Raw genomic sequence first — 18,398 nt, 5'->3', positions numbered from 1 at the left:
CTCACCAAAGGCGATGTCGACGATGATGTGAGCCTTCTTTCGGCTACGGGGTCAACAAAGTCAAAGCGTTCTTGATCGCGGACAGATCGCTGAGCCTCGCGACAGCCGCAACATACCCGTCTGGCCGGATCAGCCAGACGCCTTCCGGATCGGGCGGCGTGCGAAGCTCCGCCTCAAGTACGTCCGCATACCGGTCGATCAGATCCAGCGCGGGCGTGCCGGAAGCCAGCAGAGCGAAGCGTGGTTCGCTGCCGGCGCCAAACAGCTGATCGTCCAGGATTCTCTGACCGGGTTCCGGACCATCCAGTCCAGACGCAGACCCTGCGTTGAGCGGGCTCTCGGGATAGCCGATCGTAACCTCCGTCATGGTGTCCGCGAGCAGGTTCTGGACTGGGGCGAGACCGAGCATCAAATGGCCGACCACATCTCTCACCGTGCGCGCGACCGGGTTTCTCGTAGTTCCGACGAGGGTCAGGCGTTCCGCGTTCTTGAGAACCTGATCGCCGACATAGCTGCGCTCAGGACTGAAACTGTCGATCAACGCTTCAGCCGCGCGACCCTGCATGAACAGCGCCAGTTTCCATGCAAGGTTGAAGGCGTCCTGCATGCCGGTGTTCATCCCTTGACCGCCCGCCGGACTGTGAACGTGCGCAGCGTCGCCGCAAAGAAACGCGCGTCCCCACCGGTATTGCGTAACCTTGCGCCCGTTGATGCGGAAGCCCGTTAGCCAGATCGGGTCAAAGGCAGTCATGCCCTGTGGCCCACGCCGGTCGATCAGGGTCTGCAACTGCTCCAGCGTGGGTGTCGGCGGATGGGCGTCGCCGGACGGCGGCATGTCTGCGAGAAGGCGATAACGCCCTGGCGAAATCGGGAAGATGACGAACGCCCCGTCCTCGTGCCAGTAGACCGTGGCTTCAGTGTCCGGCACGGGATAGCCGCGCACGTGGACGTCGGCGAGAATCCAGTCGCTCTCCATGGTGCTGCCGTCGAACGTTGCGCCAACGGTGTGGCGCACGAGACTATGCGCGCCGTCGCAACCCATCACCCAATCGGCCGACGCGTTCTCTTCGTGTCCATCAGGCAGGCGCAGCACGACATCTGCGCCATCGTCGCGCAATGAAAGACTGACTGCTTCCGTGCTCCTTTGCACTGTTACGCCGAGAGACGCCAGACGTTCCTCCAGGATTCTCTCGGTATCGGCTTGCGGGAGCATCAGCGCAAACGGATAGGGCGTGGCGACCGCGTCCATGGTGACGCGCCCGATCAATTTGTCGCCGGAAAGGAAGCTCAGCGCGTTTGCTTTGAAGCCCGCGTCGATAAACGGGGCGGAGCCGCCCGGCTGGCGGTCGAGAAGCTCGAGCGTCCGGCTCCACACGACTAGCGCTTTCGACTTGTCGGTGCGCTCGGGCGCCTTGTCGATGATCTGAACGGGGACGCCGAAACGCGTGAGCTCAATTGCCAGGGTCAACCCGACCGGGCCAGCGCCAATAATAAGCACTTTTTTAGAGAGAATCTGGTTCATGGAAAGCTCCGTGGTAAGGGATCCATACCGTTGCCATCCCGCGCTTCAGGCGAAGCGCAAATGGCGTTGAGTCAACGTTCGGACGACCCGGCTTCTATGCTGTGCCGGCAACGTCCAGCCACCGTCAATAATGATCCTGGCGCACGATGTGCATCGTTCGGGAAGGCTCGCGTGCGTTGGACACCTTCAAGGTTTTTATGGCAACCGGCTCGATGAATGCTACGCTCAAAGTTCGCGAACTGACCCGATGGCCGACCCCTCCTCACCTGCTGACGACTTCTATGCCGATGGTGCCGCACCCGGTCGGCGTCGTGATCACGATCGTCACGCTATAGGTTGCCATCAGATTCACGGGTTGGTATCCGGCGCAGAGGGCTCTATAACGCAAACCGAATGAAGCATCGTGATGCGTATCTTCCGATAGGCGTTGACGGCCCGCAAACGCAACAGCACCAAGACACCAGAAGGCGACATGATCACACTCTACTCATATCCGCAGCTTTTCGGTCTTGAAGACAACAATCCCTACGGGCTAAAAGTTTTCGCGTTTCTGACCATGAACGGACTGCCATTCGAGCATCGACATGTACTCGACACGAGCGCTGCGCCGCGCGGGCAACTGCCGTATCTCGATGACGACGGCGATATTATCGGCGACAGCGATGCGATTATTGCGCATCTGAAACATCGTTACGGATTGCAGTTGGACGATGCGTTCAGCGCGAAACAACAGACTATTGATCTGCTGTTGCGGCGCACACTGGACGACCTCTATTGGGTCATGTCGTATTCACGTTGGCGCGACGACCGCTTCTGGCCCAGCTTCCGGGATGCGCTGCTCGCGCAACACCCCGAACTCACTGTCGGAGTACTCGACCACGCACGCCTCTACAACTTCGAGCGCTATCGCTATCAGGGCATCGGCCGTTACGAACCGGAGGCTGCGTACGCTCGCGGGCTGGCAGATCTACGCGCGATCTCGCACTTACTCGGTGAAGGCCCATTCATCTTCGGTGCAGAGCCGTCGAGCACCGATGCGGGACTGTATGGATTCATTGCGAGCATTTATTTCTACGACATCGACACGCCGCTGAAACGCTACGTCGTCACGCAGGAGAATCTGGTGAATCATTGCCGGGCAATGCGTGAGCGGATGCACAACGCGCGGTGAAGGCGAGCGTAGTTGATTTCTGGACAATGGCACCGCGCCCGGAAGCGCCCGGTAAGACGGCGTCAGCGTGGATGCCCTCATGAGGCACTCAGCCTCTTAGATCGCGCCAGTCTCAGCCCCCCATAGCGCGAACCCGCCGCGATGCTGCACGCATTCGTCGGCACTTCTGTTTTTCTAACCATTGCAGGGATTCCAGCACGACCTCGGGCGGAACCTCGTTGAATGTCGTGCTGCGGATCAAAGCCTCGCTTGCGGCAATGTCGTTGAACTGCCCCAGCTTGTCCTGCACGGACGCCAACTCCTTGATCTTGCGACCGTACTCGCCTTTGATAACAGGTTGAAAAAACTCGAGCAGGTACCTCAGTTTTTTGCCGGCCTTGCGCACGTCGTGAAGCTCTTCCTCGGCGACGCTCTCGCTACGTGCTGCGCGCCTGCTTCGTTTTTTAAGTGCACGTTGCGCCAGACGAACGCGCTCCTCGGCAAACGCGCGAATGGGAAGATCGTTGCACCTCGACTCCAGCGTGGTTTGTGCACGAAGCAGCACGTCGTTCAGAAACGCCTCGACGTCAACGCCGCTGATCACTGTCTGGCTATGTACCACTGCCTGGGCGCGCTTCTCGCGCGCAGCGGTCACAAGCAGTTCGATGGATGCACGCTTCTCTTTGGCAACTTCCAGCAGTTCGCCTGCGATGTCCCAATCGCGCGTTCCGCCAGCCACCTCAGCAAGCTGCCTGAATTCTTCGGTGGCGTGCGCTGTCACCTCTTCTCCGAGGTAGGGGGAATATGCCCAATATAAAGCCCGAAGCTTTCTGAAGGAGATCCTAAGCTGATGAAAACCCTCGGCATCGCTTTTTGTGGCTAGCTCTTTCGCTCTCTGGACTGCATCGACTATTACCGGCGTCGCCAAAGATGAGAAGGTGCTGGCAATCGAACTTGTTCCTGTGAGTGCGGAGCCGGGCAGTCTTCGGCCGACCTTGATGAGCGTGTTCGGCCGTGGCAAAGGCCAGTCACCGTCCATATCCATTTAAGCCTCAAGTCAGACGAACAATGCGGTTTGCCCAGACCATAGCACACTGCTCAGAGAGCCCAGCGGCCTCTGTGACGTTTTGATGAAGCGTATTGAAAATGTGACGTCTGCATCGCACGGGAAGCAGAACATGTCCGCTCCTCTGCTGTTCTGTATTAGGATTTCGATAGCAGCACGCGCCCGAAACGCTGGCGCAGCAAACGCGCCCCAAAATACAAAGAACAGAAATAGGAGTTCGGTTTGAAGAAACGCGCCACCGTGATCTGCCGTCGAGGTAAGCGAATTCTGCTGGTCGCTCGAAGTCAGTCGAAATGGGCGTTGCCGGGTGGAATCCTCAAGCATGGTGAACATCTGTCAGACGCCGCACTTCGCGAACTCAAGGAAGAGACACGCCTCTCCGGCAAATCGGCCAAGTATCTCTTTCAGTTTCGCGGAGCGCAAAAGCACCATCACGTCTTTTACTGTGACGTCTCAAAGCGAGCCAAGGCCCGGGCAAGCAACGAGATCTCCCGGTGCCGCTGGGTTCACCTTGAAGACATTTCACAGCTTGCGACCAGCGCTCCGACGAAAGTCATCGTCAAGGCTCTTGGTGAGAAGCGCAGCGGTTCGCGCGGTAAATGAGGTAATTGCAAGGTAGCGGGCGCAGCGTTGAACTGGCCACGCAACCGGTTAATCAGCGCCCACCTGAAGCCGCTACCAAGCCCGGCTCGCCAATCCGTCCACTCAAAGACTTCAACCCGAAGGTCGCCACGAGTGTCAGCACCGCACACGCCACCATGAAGTAACCTGGTGCCGCAGCGTCGCCAGTCCGCTTGATCAGCCAGGTCCCGACGAGCGGCGCCGTCCCGCTAAAAATGGTAAAGCTCAGATTGAAAGCCAGCGCGACCCCGCTGAAACGCACGCGAGTGGGAAACATGTCGGCAATGATGCAGGCGAAGGTCCCGTTGATAAGCGCGGCGCCCAGTCCGCCAACAAACATCAGCGCGATCAGATCGATTCGATGGCCCACAGCCGCGTGATAGAACGGCATGGTCAGCACGATCAGCAGCGCCGCGCCCGCGCGCATCAGATGACGCCGCGCCACACTGTCCCCGAGCCGTCCAACCAGCAGAATCCCGATTGACGCCGTCGCCAGCGCGACATTCTGGCCGAGTGCGACCTGGCGCGGATCATAGTGCAACACCTTGTCGAGATAAGCGGGCATGTGCGCGAACAACAGGCCGTTATAAGCAGCGGTCGCGGCGGTTGTCAGCACGCCGATCAGTACTGGGCGCCAATAGTCACGCATCAGTTCGGCAAATGGATGCTTCGAGGACATGTTTTTCATCTGCGCGAATTCCGGCGTCTCTTCGAGCTTGCGACGTAGCCAGAAGCCGAGCAGACCGATCAACCCGCCGAAGATAAATGCGATCCGCCAGCCGTACGCGGCCACGTCGTCCGGGGCGAGGATCGCGTGTACGCCGAGGTTCACGGCTGCCGCCAGCAGCACACCGGAATTCACGCAAAAGAACACGATCCCGCAGACAAAGCCGGCCCTGCGCGGCACGGTCTCGACCACATAGGTAATCGAGCCCGGCAATTCGCCGCCCAGACAGAAACCCTGAATCAAACGCAGCAGCACCATCGTCACAGTAGCGGCAATGCCCCAACTGGCGTAAGTGGGGACGAGACCCATGCCGATTGTCGAGAGCGACACGACGATCACGGACACGATAAATACGCGCCGCCGTCCGTAGCGATCACCGAACCAGCTCAACACGGCGCCGCCAATCGGCCTCGATAGATAGCCGATGGCGAACACGGCGAACGACAGCAGCAACGCCATGGTCGGATCGAGCATCGAGAAGAACGCGCGTCCGATGAACTGCGCAAACACGCCATAGACGACAAAGTCGTAGAACTCCAGCGCGCCGCCCAGACTGGCAAGAATGATGAGCCGCCATTGGCTCGCGCTCAATCTGTCGAAAGGGGCACCTCGGGCGGTCGTCGTTTCAAGGGTTGGCATCATGTCTCCTGATGCATGGCTTATATGAGCGGCCGGGCGCGCACGCCATGCAGTGCGGCGGCTGTGTGAGTTCGACTGTCCGGGCGCGGCGATCCCGTACGATGCACTACCCTTCGACCGGCACGCGCACGATCTGCGAGATGTCCTCGTTGCCAAGTCCCTGCTCCACCGCCCGCGCAAGCCACCGGCGCACCAGCGACGCAAGCGGCAGACTCACGTGCGTATCGCTGGCGAGCGCTTCGACAGCGTCGAGGTCCTTGAGCATCGTGCGGATGGTCCCGGTTGCGCGAACGGGCGGCTCGATCATTCTCGGCATCAACGTTTGAAGCAGCACCGAGTCGGCCCATCCGCCCTGCAACGCGGCAGGTATCCGCGCGACGTCGATTCCTGCGTGTTGCGCCAATCGTGTTGCTTCGGCGAGCGCCGCGATGGTCGTCATCACGATGGTCTGGTTGGCCAGCTTGGTGGCCTGTCCTGCGCCGCTGTCGCCCATCCGGGTCACCCGTGCGGCGTAAGCGGCGATGACCGGTGTCACCGTGTCGAACGCGTCGGCGGCACCGCCCGCCATCACGGCCAGCATGCCCGCCGCCGCGCCCGCTGTGCCGCCAGAGACGGGGGCGTCGATCCAGTGTCCACCTGTCTGCGCGTGCCAGCGTTGGGCCAATGCAATCGTCTGCGCTGGCGATAGCGTCGAATGATCGACCAGGATCGCGCCGTCGCGTGCGCGGGTGACGAGTCCCTGCGTGCCGAACACGACGGCTTCGACCGCCTCGGCATTGGCCAGGCATAGCATCACGATGTCGGCAGCCTCGGCGACCTCGGCAGGCGAACGGCAGGCGTAACACCGTGGTGCAGCAGTGGCGTCTTTAACCGACTCTGCCGCCAGTGTCAGCGCCTTCTCATGCGAACGATTCCACACGCCGATGCTGTGCCCCGCGCCGACGAGACGACGCGCCATCGGCAACCCCATCAGGCCCAGCCCGCAAAAGCCGATCGAAAGGGCGCTCACGCGGCGGCTCCGTCGTCACCATGGGTCGGCGCGTCGTAAGGCCAGTCGAGCGCGCCGGAATGCGTGACCGCACCGAGATGCGCAGGCCGTACCAGCGCCTCGTATTTTTCCAGCACGCCAGCGAGTCGGCGCTTCGGGCGTGCAGGCAACGCGGCGCGGCGTTGCGCGAGCTGATCGTCGGACAGATCGACGCGCAAACTGCCGCTGCGGGCATCGATGTGCACGAGATCGCCGTCGCGCAGCAACGCAATCGGTCCGCCCGCCGCAGCTTCCGGGCCGACATAGCCGATGCACATCCCGCGCGTCGCGCCGGAAAACCGGCCATCGGTCAACAAGGCGACCTTCTCGCCCATGCCCTGCCCATAGATCGCCGCCGTCACGCTGAGCATCTCCCGCATGCCCGGGCCGCCCTTCGGTCCTTCGTTGCGGATCACCAGCACGTCGCCCTCGCGATAGTCGCGGGCGGCGACCACGGCCATGCAGTCTTCCTCGCATTCGAAGATCCGCGCGTGGCCCGAAAAGGTCAGCGATTTGAGCCCGGCGACCTTCAGGCACGCGCCGTCCGGCGCGAGATTGCCACGCAGGATCACCAGGCCGCCGTTCTCGCCGAGCGGTTCGTCGCACGATCGGACCACGGTCCCGTCCGGGCCGGCATAGTCACGCAACGCCTGCTCCAGTGTGACGCCTTCGAGCGTCGGAACGTCGCCGTGCAAAAAGCCGCCGGCGAGCAACGCATTGAGCACGGCCGGCACCCCGCCCGCGTGATGCAGATCCTGCGCGAGATAGCGGCCGCCAGGCTGCAGATCGCCGATCAGCGGAATGCGCGCGAACACGCGCTGCACGTCATCGAGCGTGAAGCGGATGCCGGCTTCATGCGCGATCGCCGGAATGTGCAGCGCCGCGTTGGTCGAGCCGCCGGTCGCGGCAACCGCCGCGCAGGCGTTCTCCAGGCTTTTGAGCGTCACCAGATCGCGCGGCAGCGGGCCTCCGTCCTTCAGCGTGCGCATTACCGTTTCGCCTGCGCGTCGTGCTATTGCAATCCTTTCGCTATATACGGCCGGCACCATCGCCGAACCAAGCGGAGCGAGACCGAGCGTTTCGGCAACCATCGCCATGGTGTTCGCGGTGAACTGGCCAGGACACGAACCCGCAGTAGGCGTGCACTGCTTTTCGATCGCATCGAGTTGCGCGCGGGTCATGTCGCCGCGTTGCGCAGTGCCGACCGCCTCGATGGTGGTGAGAATGGTCGCCTGACGTTGCAGGCCCGTTCCCGCGCCGCCGGGAATCTGCCCGGGTGCGACGCCCGGCAGCATCGCGCCGCCGAACAGGAACACGCCGGGCACATTGACGCGAACCATGCCCATCAAGATGCCCGGCAGCGTCTTGTCACAGCCCGCCACGCCGACCAGCGCATCGTACGCATGCGCGCGCACGAACAGCTCGACGCTATCCGCCACGACCTCTCGCGAGACGAGGCTCATGCGCATCCCCGCATGATTCATCGAGGTGCCGTCAGACACCGAGATGGCCGAGCCACGAATCGGCACACCGCCGCCCGCGGCGACACCGAGCCGCGCGTTGTCGGACACCTGGTTCAGCGACATCGAACAGGGCGTGTTCTCGCCAAACGTATCGACGATCGCCACGAACGGCTTTTGCATCGACTCATCATCGAGACCGGTCGCGCGCAGAAACGCGCGGTGCGGCGCACGCGTTACGCCATCGGTCACCATGCGGGAGCGGTGTTTATGCAGATTGGTCATAGAGGGGATTCTGTTTTCATTTGAGGGATCTGTACGCGGCAGCGTCGGTTGGCACGGTGTGAACGTGATGCGCCGGCCCGCAGTTATCCGCCGTTTAGCAGCAGTCCGTTTTCAGCGGCAATCACCTGGCCTGTGATAGCCGGTGCTTGCGCTGCGAGAAACCACGCCAGTTCGGCGATTTCAGCCGGCTGCGACACGCGCTTGAGCGGCGCCTGATCTGTCATTCGGGACAACACGCCGTCGTAGCTCGCGGCGTCGAGCACGCGCAGCAGCAGACCGTCGTCGACCAGGCCGGGCGCGATGGCATTGACCCGAATGCGTGGTGCGAGATTGCGCGCCAACGACAGCGTCAACGTATTCACCGCGCCTTTCGATGCCGCGTAGGCAATCGACGACCCAGTCCCGTTCAGCCCCGCCAGCGACGACACATTGACGACGCTGGTACTACGCGACGCAGTCGCGGATTCGCGCAACAGCGGGACGGCCGCCCGCGTCATCTGGTAAAGGCCGATCAGATTCACACGATAGACACGCTCGAATTCGACGTCGTCGATCTGTTCGAACTCGTTATGCGGAATGACCCGCGTGGTGCCCGCGCAATTGATCAGCGCATCGATTCTCTGCCAGCGGGTGCCGACCGCGTCGACCGCGCGGCGGCAATCGGTGTCGTTGCCCACATCCGCGTCGAACACCAGGGTCTGCGCGCCCGCCTCGCGACACCGTGCCTCGACGCTCGACGCTGCATCACGGGTGGCGTCGTCGAAATTGCCGATCGCGACCGACCACCCTGCCTGCGCAAAGCGCAACGCGCACGCTGCACCAATGCCGGAAGCCGAACCCGTGATCACGCACACGGGCGCGCTCGATTGTGTCATTTGAAGGTCCCTTGAGAACTTGGAGAAGTGCGATGAAACGGAATGCCCATCACGAGCGCCGCGCCGATCAGCAGCGCGGCGGCGATGGCCAGCATGCCGGGAAGCAGTTTGCCGCCGCTCAGATCGGCCAGCCAGCCGACGATGAACGGACTGACGAAGCCCGCGAGATTGCCGGTGCAATTGATCACGGCGAGACCCGCTGCGGCCCCTGCGCCGCCGAGCAGCGCGGTGGGAATGCCCCAGAACACGGGCGCAATCGAATTGATGCCGATGGCCGCGACCACCAGCGCAACAACCGACACGGTCACGTTGGCCGCGAACAGGACGGACGCGAGCAAGCCGAACGCGCCGATTGCGCAACAAAGCGCGACATGCACCCGCCGCTCGTTGCGGCGGTCGGCATGACGCGCGATCCAGATCATCGCGACCACGCTGATCAGCGACGGCACCGCCGACAGCAGCCCGATATTGCCGATGCTCGCGACGCCGCTTGCCTTGATGATGGTGGGCACCCAGAAGGCCAGCCCGTAATTGCCCATCGCGATGCAGAAATACAGCAGACCTAGCAGCCAGACCTTCGGGTTCGCGAATGCACCGCGCGCCGTGGTTTCGGTGCGGGTCAGCGCGTCGCGCGCGAGATCGGCGGCAATGCGGGATTTCTCTTCCGCGTTTAACCAGCGCACGTCGGCAATGTTGTCGGTCAGCACGAAGAACGCGGCGACCCCGACTACCAGAGAGCCGAGCCCTTCGACCAGAAACAGCCAGCGCCATCCTGCGATCCCATGGACGCCCGCGAGATGCGCCATCAGCCAGCCCGACAGCGGCCCGCCAATCGCTCCTGATACCGGAATCGCCGTCATGAACAGCGCGATGATTTGCGAGCGGCGCTGCGCTGGAAACCAGTTCGACAGATACAGCACGACACCGGGAAAGAAACCGGCTTCAGCGACACCCAGCAGAAAGCGCAGCACGTAAAACGACGTGGCACCGCTGACGAATACCGTGAGACTCGACACGATTGCCCAACTGACCATGATCCGCGCGATCCAGCGGCGCGCGCCGACGCGATGGAGAATGAGGTTGCTCGGCACTTCGAAGATGAAATACCCGAGGAAGAAAATCCCGGCACCCGCGCCGTAGACGGTCTCGCTCAGCGACAGGTCGGTCAGCATCTGCAGCTTCGCGAAGCTGACGTTCACGCGGTCGATGTACGCGACGACGAAGGCCAGAAAAAGGAACGGCACGATGCGCCGCGTGAGCTTCGCGTAGAGCGCGGTGTGGGCCGGATCGTCGCGCGCCTCGCCGAGGGCGAGGCGATTTCCGTATGAATCAGCGTTCATCTCTTTGTCCTGTTCGTGCCGTTGACACGAAGTCTCCTGGGCGCCTCGCCTGCACGGCAACCGGTGCGGCGGACACTGTCTTGTGGGTGCGCAAAAGCTTGCGCCGCCGCATTGCTACGGCGGCTGGATCAGGCGGCGCTTCAGGCGCTTACCATCCCAACGGTTCAAGATTAGCGATACGACGGCCATTGCCGCAAATCACGAATTCGGCGACAGTTATAACTCCACGGTTATATCGCTCGTCGATTTTGGGGAAAACCCTGTGATGTCCAGCAACGATCCCATTGAGCGATTCTTTCGCAACGGACTGAAATTGCCGCATCTGCGGATACTCGTGAGCCTGGCCGACCTCGGGCAGGTCACGCGGGTGGCGGCCGCATTTCACGTCACGCAGCCAGCCATTTCGAAGCAGATCGCGGAGATCGAAGACGCGCTCGGGGTAACGGTAGTGAGCCGGGTCGGCAACGCGCTTGAACTGACCGGCATCGGTCAGGTGATCGTGTCGTGCGGGCGCGAAGTGTTGCGCCAGATCGAACTCGCGCGGCGCGACGTGAGCGCGCTTGCGTCGGGCACGGCGGGGCATGTCCGGGTCGGCGCGGTCGTTACGATTCCCGAGCCGCTGATTGCCCACTCGGTGCAGCTGTTTATCCGGCGGGCGCCGTCCGCGTCGTTATCGTTTGCCGAAGCCACGCTCGACCGGTTAATGCGGATGATGGACGATGGCGATCTCGACATCGCGCTCGGCCGCAACCGGATCGCGTCGGCAAACGGCGCCCAATCGGCGTTCACGCAAGAGGTACTGCACCGCGAGCCCTTTGTGTTCGTGGCCGGCACCCATCATCCGCTGGGAGACCCGGATCGCCCGACCACCTGGGCCGATTTACAGGGATGCCGGTGGATTACGCCCATGCAAAGTTCGCCTGCGTACGCCACCCTGGTCGAAGCGCTCGCGCCGCACGGGCTCACACCCGACCGTGGCGCGGTCGAATCGAGTTCGCTCGCGTTGAACGTCGCGCTGATTCGCAGCGGCGATTTCGTTTCAATCCTGCCGATGTCGGTTGCACGGCCCCAGGTCATACGCGGCAACATGCGCGTGTTACCGTTGCCGCCGCTGCAACCGCTCGGCGAGATCGTCGCCTATTGGCGAGCGGGTTCGACGACCCCGGCGGCAGAACTTTTCAGCGCGTGTCTTAGGGAAGTGTCCAGCGACCTGCTGGGGGAGCATGTGTCCGAGGGGCGTGAAGACGGTATCCTTTTATAGCTTCGCAGGTTGATCTTTGGACCTCGGTGTGCGAGAGCGGAGTTCGCTCCAGAACAAGGTCCGTTGCGCCGATGGTGCGTAAGCACCCCGCAACACACTCGTACCGCCAATAAACCCTGCAACGATAAACGACTTGCGCATCACAGCGACGTCGTATCCGCCCGCGATCAACCGGTCTGCCGCGAATCCGGCCAGCGCTGCCACGATCGCAATGCCGATGAAACTGAAGAAGGCATATAGCCCCGCTTGTCTCAGCGAAAGCCCGCGCTGCTCGACCAGGTAAGCATGCATCCACGTCATGCAATAGAAAGAGTAATAGCTATAGCAAAGTTGGTAAGACCGCCTTATACCACCGGATTCGCCAGCAGATTGCCTGGCGGCACAGATACAGCCCGCTACTTTGCCGCCACTGTTTCGCTTTGGACGGGAAGTCGTTGCGCAGCATCGGCAACAACCAGACCAAGCAGATTGGCGACAACGAACATCTCTTCCACGAATGCGAAACAATCAGTCAGGCAGCAATCGGTGCGCCAAGAGCGGTGCCCAATTTTTCCGCAAGTCGAATAAATTCCTGTTGCCGTATCTTTCTGCGTTTCCTTGACAATGATGACGCGCCGGTTTTCTCGCGCGCCCATAATTTTCCACACAGCCTGCAGAACTCAGGCCAATGGGCCAGTACTGCCAGGACGCGCTTGCGGACGGAGACTGGCGCGAGCGCAGGTGCAGTGCCGGTGCCGGGGATGTTTTGTGTGCGGGCATTGGTCACGCAGGCTGAACGCAATTGAGGAGCTTTGGGTCAATTTCCACGTAAGCGTGTCGTTGCTATCCGATTGCGCCTCCGCGCTTATCTAGTGCAGGGAGCGGGCGCCAACCTCCGGCTCGTCAGCGCCGTCTTTTTTGATTGCCAACTGAAGTACATCGACCTGTGCGCTGATGCGAACCGACAACCCTTCGAACGTCACCGGGCTCTCTGGCATCTTGCCAAAGAGCGCCAGCGCCACGAGTGGATTCAGAATGACTACGGTCGGCTTGCACCCGTACTGCTTTTCAAACGCCGGGATATTTTCGCGGATCACCTTGCCGACGAGATCCGCAGCCTGCAGGCTACTCATACACTGCCTCCCTCGGCCCTCTTTGTTCTCTTTGCCGCGCTCTCGCGAATCTGACGAAGATACAACTCGGGCTCAAAACGCATGCCGACGACCGGCTCGTCCGTGGGCGACTGGCCTAGCCAGCTCGACCAGCCCAGTTGCTCAGGGCCACCCATTACTGCAGGGGTGGCGCCTCGTGGCTTGATCAGCAGTTTCAGCTCCCAGTTGTACTGCTTGCCAATAAAGGCCCGCACGCATTCGATCAGCCGTAACAGGTTGCTCCCTCGCGGCGTGAAGCCGTAATACGCCTCGATATCCAGTGGCCCGATTACAATCTGGAAACGGTAGAGCCGGTCGGGCATCTGCTCTCCGAGTACTGCCCCGGAGCCCATGTAAGACGACATCCGCTCCTTCCCCATTCGGCAAAGCTCTTCCGATTCGATCGACATCCACTGAAAGACGTTTTCTTCGATCCGTACCGGAACACCGAAATGGTAGGCAATCATGCTACGCAGGCCATCTACATTCCGAGGCTGGCGCACGAGATGCGGCGCGGCCGACAGGTGCACATGCGCGGGCAGCGGCCAGCGCCGGTCACGCCGCTGGCGATGGCCCGAAAGCGTGGCGACATAGACGGAAAAACGGTCGTGTTCTGGACGGTCCAGGTTGACCGTCGATTGCGAGCGGGCCCACGCGCGATATAGCAGCGTGAGCGAGCGATGATGGAAGATGTCCAGAAAATTGCTAAGCGTCGGGTCTTGCCGAAGTTCTTCCCGCTCGCGCGCAATCTCTGTGACGTGGATCGGCAATGGACCGTTCGGACCAGCCATGCCGAGCCCGTAAAGGCGGATATGCAATTTACCGTCCTTCAATTTCGCCTCTGCGATTTCGCGCGGCGCAAATATCAGACTCGGTTTCTGGCCGACCCGAAAAGGGTCCGCCCCGGGCAGCCGGGCCGTGCCGACCGGGGCGACGGCGGGGTTTGCATTGAGCCGGCGCATCAGCGCGAAGAAACCGTAGCGCCACGGTTGGGCCTGCAACTGCTCGATCAACGCGGCAGGCAGGATTTCTCGAGGCGAGCGAGCGTTGGGTAGTGCCGATGATGCCTGATCCATTCACTTAACTCATTCAAGGCCGTCAGGCCTGTTGTGAAACCACTGCGCTGGGAGACGGAGGTTTCTACAGCCGCCAGCGGCTGGCTTGCAGTATTCAGCTTGCTGCCTGTCGACATCTCTCTAATCACCTACGCTGGCAGTCATGCTGCCAATCAGCGTGCATCCACATTCCGTGTGGTGACCATGCAGCGCGACACGCCGGTCACTGATTGTGACCGTGGGATGAGCTTCGATGATTTTGTTCACCCCGTGCTCTGGACAACTGACCAGATCGTCGAGGCGGGCAATCCGCCTTCCGTCAATCAGATGGGTTTCCGATCCAGTGATTACCTTCCCCCCGTGGGAGGTCGCGTCGCCGATGACAATCATCTGCAAAGTCATATTAATTCCTCTCCGATGTGACAAGGCGGTCAAGCCTCGACAGTCCCGAAATCGCGCGTGTACTCGATCTGCTCCCAGACGCTTCCCGAAATTCGTTTGATGGCAACGCCAAGCGACTCGCCTGTCGCCTTGTGTCCCGACAACAGATTCTGGATTTCTGGGTTGCGATCAAAAGACATTCCATAGCGGTATGTATGTTGGCAAAAGACCAGCCGGTCGGCGGGCTCTGTCAGATCCCATCGGATGGCCTGCTGATATCGGGGGAGAAAATCAGCAAACCGCTCGCAATAGGCTGGCTTCCCGTCAACGATGTCCGTCTCTATGAGCGTTGCCAGCAGTTCATCCGGTTCCGTATGTGCCATGAGTGCATCAATATCTGCCTGATCGAACTGGATCAGTATCGAGCGGAAGGTTCGCTGGCTCGCTGGCGCGTCATTCGTGATGCTCTGCGTGTCGCGATGACGCCCGCGGTACATCCATCGTTCGATCGGGGACATAAAGATGCTGCGGATCTGTTCGCCCCATATACCGAAAACCGCCCCTGTGTTACGCGGATCGAAGAAGCGGACGAGTGCCGTCATGTTGTCGCCGATGTCGGCGAACAGGAATGCCTGCAGGTGCGTGACCAGAGAGTCCAGGTCAACATAGCTCCAGACCATCGAAAGGCAGGGCGAGTAGAGGTCGATCCGGTCCAATTCCCTGAACCACTCCGCCCCCGTATCATCCACAGGAATAACGAACAGCGAAGCGGGTCCGAGCGCCTCCTCGGGGAGACCGGCATAGGCGGAGCGAAATGCCTTGCCTGACTGTTGCAAAAGCGGATAGATCCTTTCCGGCCTCGCCGCTGCGTCGACCACTGCGTACAAATGTGACTGCAAGGGCGCGAACCTGGTACTCATCGATTTGCCTCGCGCGGATTATGTCTTGGCGCAGTCATGCAAGCTCCGATTCAGGGATTCCAATGACCGTTCCCTGATTGAGTTCGACTGCAACCTTCATCGGATCGACGAGCCACGCTGTCCGGTCATCGTTGCCGGTAAACACGACACGTGGCCAGAAGTAACCGCCGGGTGCATATTCGTGAAACCAGGGCAGCCGGAACCAGCAGCGGCTGTCGTGAATATAGTCGTCGTACAGCGTGATGACCCCTTCTGGCAGCCTCTTCAAATTCTTAACAGCCGTATCCGACGTGTGATCCAGCAGGAACCACGTCGCATCGCGAACCGGCTTTGAGACTACGTCATCCTCCGCGTCGAATTTCTGCGCTAACACCGATCTGATGGCGTGTCCCGCAATGGCGCTCACATCGACCATCGTCATCCACGGTGATTCGGACGGCTTGTCGTGCGCAACGCGTGGCAGGCTCAACGATGGATCTGACGGAGCCGAATCGCGACCTGAAGGAAACACGCTGGTCGGAAGTGCAGGCGGCGGCCCCGCCGCCCAGCGCTCGCGCTGCGCGGGGTAAAGATAGCTCAGCAGCAGCCGCATCTCTTCCGCCCCCTGCCGCAGATCAGTCTTGTCGTTCGTACCGATGTCGCGGGGCAGTTCGCCCGGGCGCCCGGTGTTCGGGCGATCATCGGATTTCGCTCCGGGATGAGCTACCTCACCTGATAGCGCCTCGATCCGGAGTTTCTGCGTGGCCTTGATAGAATTGATTTGATCGTTGATATCGTTAAGGCCCGCGAGATTGGAGGCCGAATTGGGGCCGTTAATCGCCTCGCGCTGCTGATTCGCATGCGCGAGTTGCTGATTCAATGCCTGGTAGACCGGATCGGTTTGCTTCGCCTTTTCTACCGCGCCGTCAACCTGGTAAGGCGTCATGGCATCTTCTTTGGCGAACTGGTAAAAGAGGCGCTCGGTTACATAGTCGCCTCCGGGTGTTGCGCGCATGGTCCGCCAGTTGAGCATCTGGCCCATGCCGAACTTCATCGCATCTTCAAGGGTACTGATCGGATCCGCAGCTCTCAGCCAGGTGTTGAAGGCTCTGATGGTTTCCGGGGCGATCGCGAAGTCATTGGAAACACGCGGCGTGTTATCGATCGCGGCACCTGAAACAAGCGGTACACCACACTCGAGCGCTGCGATATACATGTCGTGCAGTGCAATCTGACTTAGCTTGCGCGAGTCAATGCCCACGCCCCTGTCGTCGCACGCCTTACCTTGCTCACCAGGGCGGTAACCGCCCCCCACATCCGAATGGACCCCCGGGTAGGCAATCTCAACCCGGTGGCCGGCAGGATAACTGCTCCCCATCCTGATCGAATCGAGCGGAAAGCTCATACGCTGCTCGTGGATCGAAAACGCGTGATAGCAGAAGCGAACCTGCGGCGGAATGTTCATCGCCCCCTTGGCGGCAAAGGTCATTCCTTTAGTACCCTTCGGACTCCATTCGGAATGGCCGGTGAAGCGTGCCAAATTCAGTACGGGCCGGGTTGAGTCTGGCAGGTTCACCGAGGCGACAGTGTCGAACAGCCCCATGAAATTGACCTCGTAATGTAGCGCATACTTTCCGGCCTGGTCGCCGAGCTTGCCACCCGGGGCCCATTCGTTCACCAGTTTGTGCACGAATGCACGAGCTCCCGCTGCGCCGCGTGAGAAGCCGATTACATTAATCCAGATCTTCTTGACAGTCTGCGGCTGGCGCGCCTCGTCAACCGCCTGCTTGTGTGCCGCACCCAACTGGTCGAGATAACGCTTGAAAGCGGCAACGGGACCGCCTGCGTCGCACAACTGTTTGGCTTCGGGCGCGTCATGAATTAAAACCTGAGTTTTGTCAGTTACGATCGCCAGATATACCGCATTGAGCAAACGGGTGTAGGCCCAGACGCAGCGAGGATCAAATCCTTTCGCGATCGCCTTGCCGTCCTGACTGTAGAAATCCTCGCCAATCTTGCTGAACGGCGTACCGACCCCCGGTATGTACACCTTGAAAACCCCGTCTCCCTGCTTGTCGATCGCCGCGTTGAACAACCGCGCAACGTTTGTATGGGCATTGATTTTTGAGTCCCGCCAATGGCCGATGGCATTATCGTCGTTGTTGTTCGTACCATCAAAAAACAGGGAAATATTCAGCGTCTGTGGACAAGACATACAAGGGTCGGTCACAAGCATTAACCCGGTTGCGTATGCCTTGCTGCTTTGTGCGAGCCGCCCCTCCTCTGGCATTGGATCAGGCCATTTCACGCCCATTATTTAATTCCTCGTGCAACACCGTTCGGAAACCGCTCGTTCCATTCGTCATCCAGGACGCCTTTCACAATCAACGGGTCGTCGTCAGCCGGACGGTTATTCGGATTGTTACCACCATCGTGATTGCCGTCCGTAATCATGAGGCGCACCCGGTCCCCGGGCAGGAAGATCATCCATGCGCTGTAGTTTGTTTCGCCATACTGCGCAATGCGAACGTTGTCCGCCTTGTACCAGTAGCCGGGCGCCTTCGCCCCCAGCTTCTTGACGTCCTTGTAAGCAAGCCACCGTACCGTCAGCTGCAGATCCGGCCGCCACGTTGACGGATAGGTCAAACAACAGGTTTCAGCTCCACCTCCAGATGGCTGACCGTCTTCCTCCGCGGGCCAGATATTCGGCCCTCCGCCGTGAATACCTAATCCCTCAGGCCCTTCAATTTCGAACTCGTGGATGTACCACGGCGTATAGTTCAACGCCTTGACGCTGATCGAATCCAGCGGAATCCGATGTGGCACGATCACGGGTACGAAGGCCTGCGTCTGCGCATGGGTGCAAGCCGCGACGCATGAGACCAGCACGCCGGCGAGCAGCGTGCTTTTGAAATGACGCAGGCGATATGACCCAGGCTGCAATTTCATTCTTCTGTTCT

General features: G+C 60.7%; 18 protein-coding genes. 4 read left to right on the top strand and 14 right to left on the bottom strand.

Going from position 1 to position 18,398, the window contains the following annotated elements; genetic code table 11:
• Nucleotides 1–43: 43 nt before the first annotated feature.
• On the bottom strand, nt 44–1,522 hold the full coding sequence (locus LMG28727_RS22015; RefSeq protein ID WP_201644412.1) for an FAD-dependent monooxygenase: 1,479 nt from the start codon (nt 1,520–1,522) through the stop codon (nt 44–46).
• A 176-nt stretch (nt 1,523–1,698) separates the two neighbouring features.
• Between LMG28727_RS22015 and LMG28727_RS22010 the strand changes: the two genes are divergently transcribed.
• On the top strand, nt 1,699–1,857 hold the full coding sequence (locus tag LMG28727_RS22010; protein WP_201644411.1) for a hypothetical protein: 159 nt from the start codon (nt 1,699–1,701) through the stop codon (nt 1,855–1,857).
• Between the two features lie 137 nt (nt 1,858–1,994).
• Entirely contained in the window at nt 1,995–2,693 is a 699-nt protein-coding gene (locus tag LMG28727_RS22005) for a glutathione S-transferase C-terminal domain-containing protein (protein ID WP_201644410.1), read from the top strand.
• 112 nt (nt 2,694–2,805) lie between these two features.
• On the opposite strand, the gene LMG28727_RS22000 is transcribed toward LMG28727_RS22005, so the two are convergent.
• The gene (locus LMG28727_RS22000) at nt 2,806–3,717 is read right to left on the bottom strand and encodes a CHAD domain-containing protein (protein WP_201644409.1); all 912 of its coding nucleotides are present in this window, start codon (nt 3,715–3,717) and stop codon (nt 2,806–2,808) included.
• 243 nt (nt 3,718–3,960) lie between these two features.
• Here LMG28727_RS22000 and LMG28727_RS21995 point away from each other — a divergent pair, with 243 nt between their 5' ends.
• A complete protein-coding gene (locus LMG28727_RS21995; RefSeq protein WP_201644408.1) occupies nt 3,961–4,341 on the top strand; it encodes an NUDIX hydrolase in 381 nt (126 codons plus the stop codon).
• 52 nt (nt 4,342–4,393) lie between these two features.
• On the opposite strand, the gene LMG28727_RS21990 is transcribed toward LMG28727_RS21995, so the two are convergent.
• The 5 genes from LMG28727_RS21990 to LMG28727_RS21970 all read right to left on the bottom strand — a co-directional run bounded on the left by LMG28727_RS21990 (nt 4,394) and on the right by LMG28727_RS21970 (nt 10,712).
• Nucleotides 4,394–5,725, bottom strand: coding sequence for an MFS transporter (locus LMG28727_RS21990; RefSeq protein WP_201644475.1), 1,332 nt, complete (start codon nt 5,723–5,725; stop codon nt 4,394–4,396).
• Nucleotides 5,726–5,831: 106 nt separating this feature from the next.
• Entirely contained in the window at nt 5,832–6,734 is a 903-nt protein-coding gene (locus LMG28727_RS21985) for an NAD(P)-dependent oxidoreductase (RefSeq protein WP_201644407.1), read from the bottom strand.
• Complete coding sequence (ilvD, locus tag LMG28727_RS21980; RefSeq protein ID WP_201644406.1) at nt 6,731–8,497, bottom strand: dihydroxy-acid dehydratase; 1,767 nt, start codon at nt 8,495–8,497, stop codon at nt 6,731–6,733. The genes LMG28727_RS21985 and ilvD overlap by 4 nt, the downstream gene beginning before the upstream one ends.
• Nucleotides 8,498–8,580: 83 nt before the next feature.
• A complete protein-coding gene (locus LMG28727_RS21975) occupies nt 8,581–9,372 on the bottom strand; it encodes an SDR family NAD(P)-dependent oxidoreductase (RefSeq protein ID WP_201644405.1) in 792 nt (263 codons plus the stop codon).
• Nucleotides 9,369–10,712 (bottom strand): MFS transporter, encoded by a 1,344-nt coding sequence (locus tag LMG28727_RS21970; protein ID WP_201644404.1) that lies wholly within the window; start codon nt 10,710–10,712, stop codon nt 9,369–9,371. Before LMG28727_RS21970 ends, LMG28727_RS21975 begins: the two co-directional genes overlap by 4 nt.
• A gap of 265 nt (nt 10,713–10,977) precedes the next feature.
• On the opposite strand from LMG28727_RS21970, the gene LMG28727_RS21965 reads away from it, so the two are divergent.
• Nucleotides 10,978–11,973 (top strand): LysR family transcriptional regulator, encoded by a 996-nt coding sequence (locus tag LMG28727_RS21965; RefSeq protein WP_201644403.1) that lies wholly within the window; start codon nt 10,978–10,980, stop codon nt 11,971–11,973.
• Nucleotides 11,974–12,368: 395 nt separating this feature from the next.
• Here LMG28727_RS21965 and LMG28727_RS34265 read toward each other — a convergent pair whose 3' ends face one another.
• From LMG28727_RS34265 to LMG28727_RS21930, 7 genes are all read right to left on the bottom strand, one after another.
• Complete coding sequence (locus LMG28727_RS34265) at nt 12,369–12,620, bottom strand: hypothetical protein (RefSeq protein ID WP_236592216.1); 252 nt, start codon at nt 12,618–12,620, stop codon at nt 12,369–12,371.
• A gap of 201 nt (nt 12,621–12,821) precedes the next feature.
• A complete protein-coding gene (locus tag LMG28727_RS21955) occupies nt 12,822–13,085 on the bottom strand; it encodes a hypothetical protein (protein WP_201644402.1) in 264 nt (87 codons plus the stop codon).
• Nucleotides 13,082–14,179: a type VI secretion system baseplate subunit TssG gene (gene tssG, locus LMG28727_RS21950; protein WP_201644401.1), complete on the bottom strand. Its 1,098-nt coding sequence runs from the start codon at nt 14,177–14,179 to the stop codon at nt 13,082–13,084. The genes LMG28727_RS21955 and tssG overlap by 4 nt, the downstream gene beginning before the upstream one ends.
• A 120-nt stretch (nt 14,180–14,299) precedes the next feature.
• Entirely contained in the window at nt 14,300–14,560 is a 261-nt protein-coding gene (locus tag LMG28727_RS21945; protein WP_201644400.1) for a PAAR domain-containing protein, read from the bottom strand.
• A 29-nt stretch (nt 14,561–14,589) separates the two neighbouring features.
• Nucleotides 14,590–15,459, bottom strand: coding sequence for a DUF4123 domain-containing protein (locus LMG28727_RS21940; protein ID WP_201644399.1), 870 nt, complete (start codon nt 15,457–15,459; stop codon nt 14,590–14,592).
• Nucleotides 15,460–15,493: 34 nt separating this feature from the next.
• Nucleotides 15,494–17,752 (bottom strand): T6SS phospholipase effector Tle1-like catalytic domain-containing protein, encoded by a 2,259-nt coding sequence (locus tag LMG28727_RS21935; protein ID WP_201644398.1) that lies wholly within the window; start codon nt 17,750–17,752, stop codon nt 15,494–15,496.
• Nucleotides 17,752–18,387: a DUF3304 domain-containing protein gene (locus LMG28727_RS21930; protein WP_201644397.1), complete on the bottom strand. Its 636-nt coding sequence runs from the start codon at nt 18,385–18,387 to the stop codon at nt 17,752–17,754. Before LMG28727_RS21930 ends, LMG28727_RS21935 begins: the two co-directional genes overlap by 1 nt.
• Nucleotides 18,388–18,398 lie beyond the last annotated feature (11 nt).

The organism is Paraburkholderia metrosideri, assembly GCF_904848625.1.
GTDB lineage: Bacteria > Pseudomonadota > Gammaproteobacteria > Burkholderiales > Burkholderiaceae > Paraburkholderia > Paraburkholderia metrosideri.
The sequence above is the reverse complement of the archived record's forward strand: the minus strand, read 5'-3'. Positions and strand labels throughout refer to the sequence as shown.

Excerpts from the sequence above, each read along its gene's own strand:
- LMG28727_RS21965 (WP_201644403.1), top strand. The coding sequence starts at position 10,978 with ATGTCCAGCAACGATCCCATTGAGCGATTCTTTCGCAACGGACTGAAA.
- LMG28727_RS22015 (WP_201644412.1), bottom strand. The coding sequence starts at position 1,522 with ATGAACCAGATTCTCTCTAAAAAAGTGCTTATTATTGGCGCTGGCCCG.
- LMG28727_RS21990 (WP_201644475.1), bottom strand. The coding sequence starts at position 5,725 with ATGCCAACCCTTGAAACGACGACCGCCCGAGGTGCCCCTTTCGACAGA.
- LMG28727_RS21935 (WP_201644398.1), bottom strand. The coding sequence starts at position 17,752 with ATGGGCGTGAAATGGCCTGATCCAATGCCAGAGGAGGGGCGGCTCGCA.
- LMG28727_RS21930 (WP_201644397.1), bottom strand. The coding sequence starts at position 18,387 with ATGAAATTGCAGCCTGGGTCATATCGCCTGCGTCATTTCAAAAGCACG.
- LMG28727_RS21955 (WP_201644402.1), bottom strand. The coding sequence starts at position 13,085 with ATGAGTAGCCTGCAGGCTGCGGATCTCGTCGGCAAGGTGATCCGCGAA.
- LMG28727_RS21945 (WP_201644400.1), bottom strand. The coding sequence starts at position 14,560 with ATGACTTTGCAGATGATTGTCATCGGCGACGCGACCTCCCACGGGGGG.
- tssG (WP_201644401.1), bottom strand. The coding sequence starts at position 14,179 with ATGGATCAGGCATCATCGGCACTACCCAACGCTCGCTCGCCTCGAGAA.
- LMG28727_RS22005 (WP_201644410.1), top strand. The coding sequence starts at position 1,995 with ATGATCACACTCTACTCATATCCGCAGCTTTTCGGTCTTGAAGACAAC.
- LMG28727_RS21940 (WP_201644399.1), bottom strand. The coding sequence starts at position 15,459 with ATGAGTACCAGGTTCGCGCCCTTGCAGTCACATTTGTACGCAGTGGTC.
- LMG28727_RS21970 (WP_201644404.1), bottom strand. The coding sequence starts at position 10,712 with ATGAACGCTGATTCATACGGAAATCGCCTCGCCCTCGGCGAGGCGCGC.
- LMG28727_RS22000 (WP_201644409.1), bottom strand. The coding sequence starts at position 3,717 with ATGGATATGGACGGTGACTGGCCTTTGCCACGGCCGAACACGCTCATC.
- LMG28727_RS21975 (WP_201644405.1), bottom strand. The coding sequence starts at position 9,372 with ATGACACAATCGAGCGCGCCCGTGTGCGTGATCACGGGTTCGGCTTCC.
- ilvD (WP_201644406.1), bottom strand. The coding sequence starts at position 8,497 with ATGACCAATCTGCATAAACACCGCTCCCGCATGGTGACCGATGGCGTA.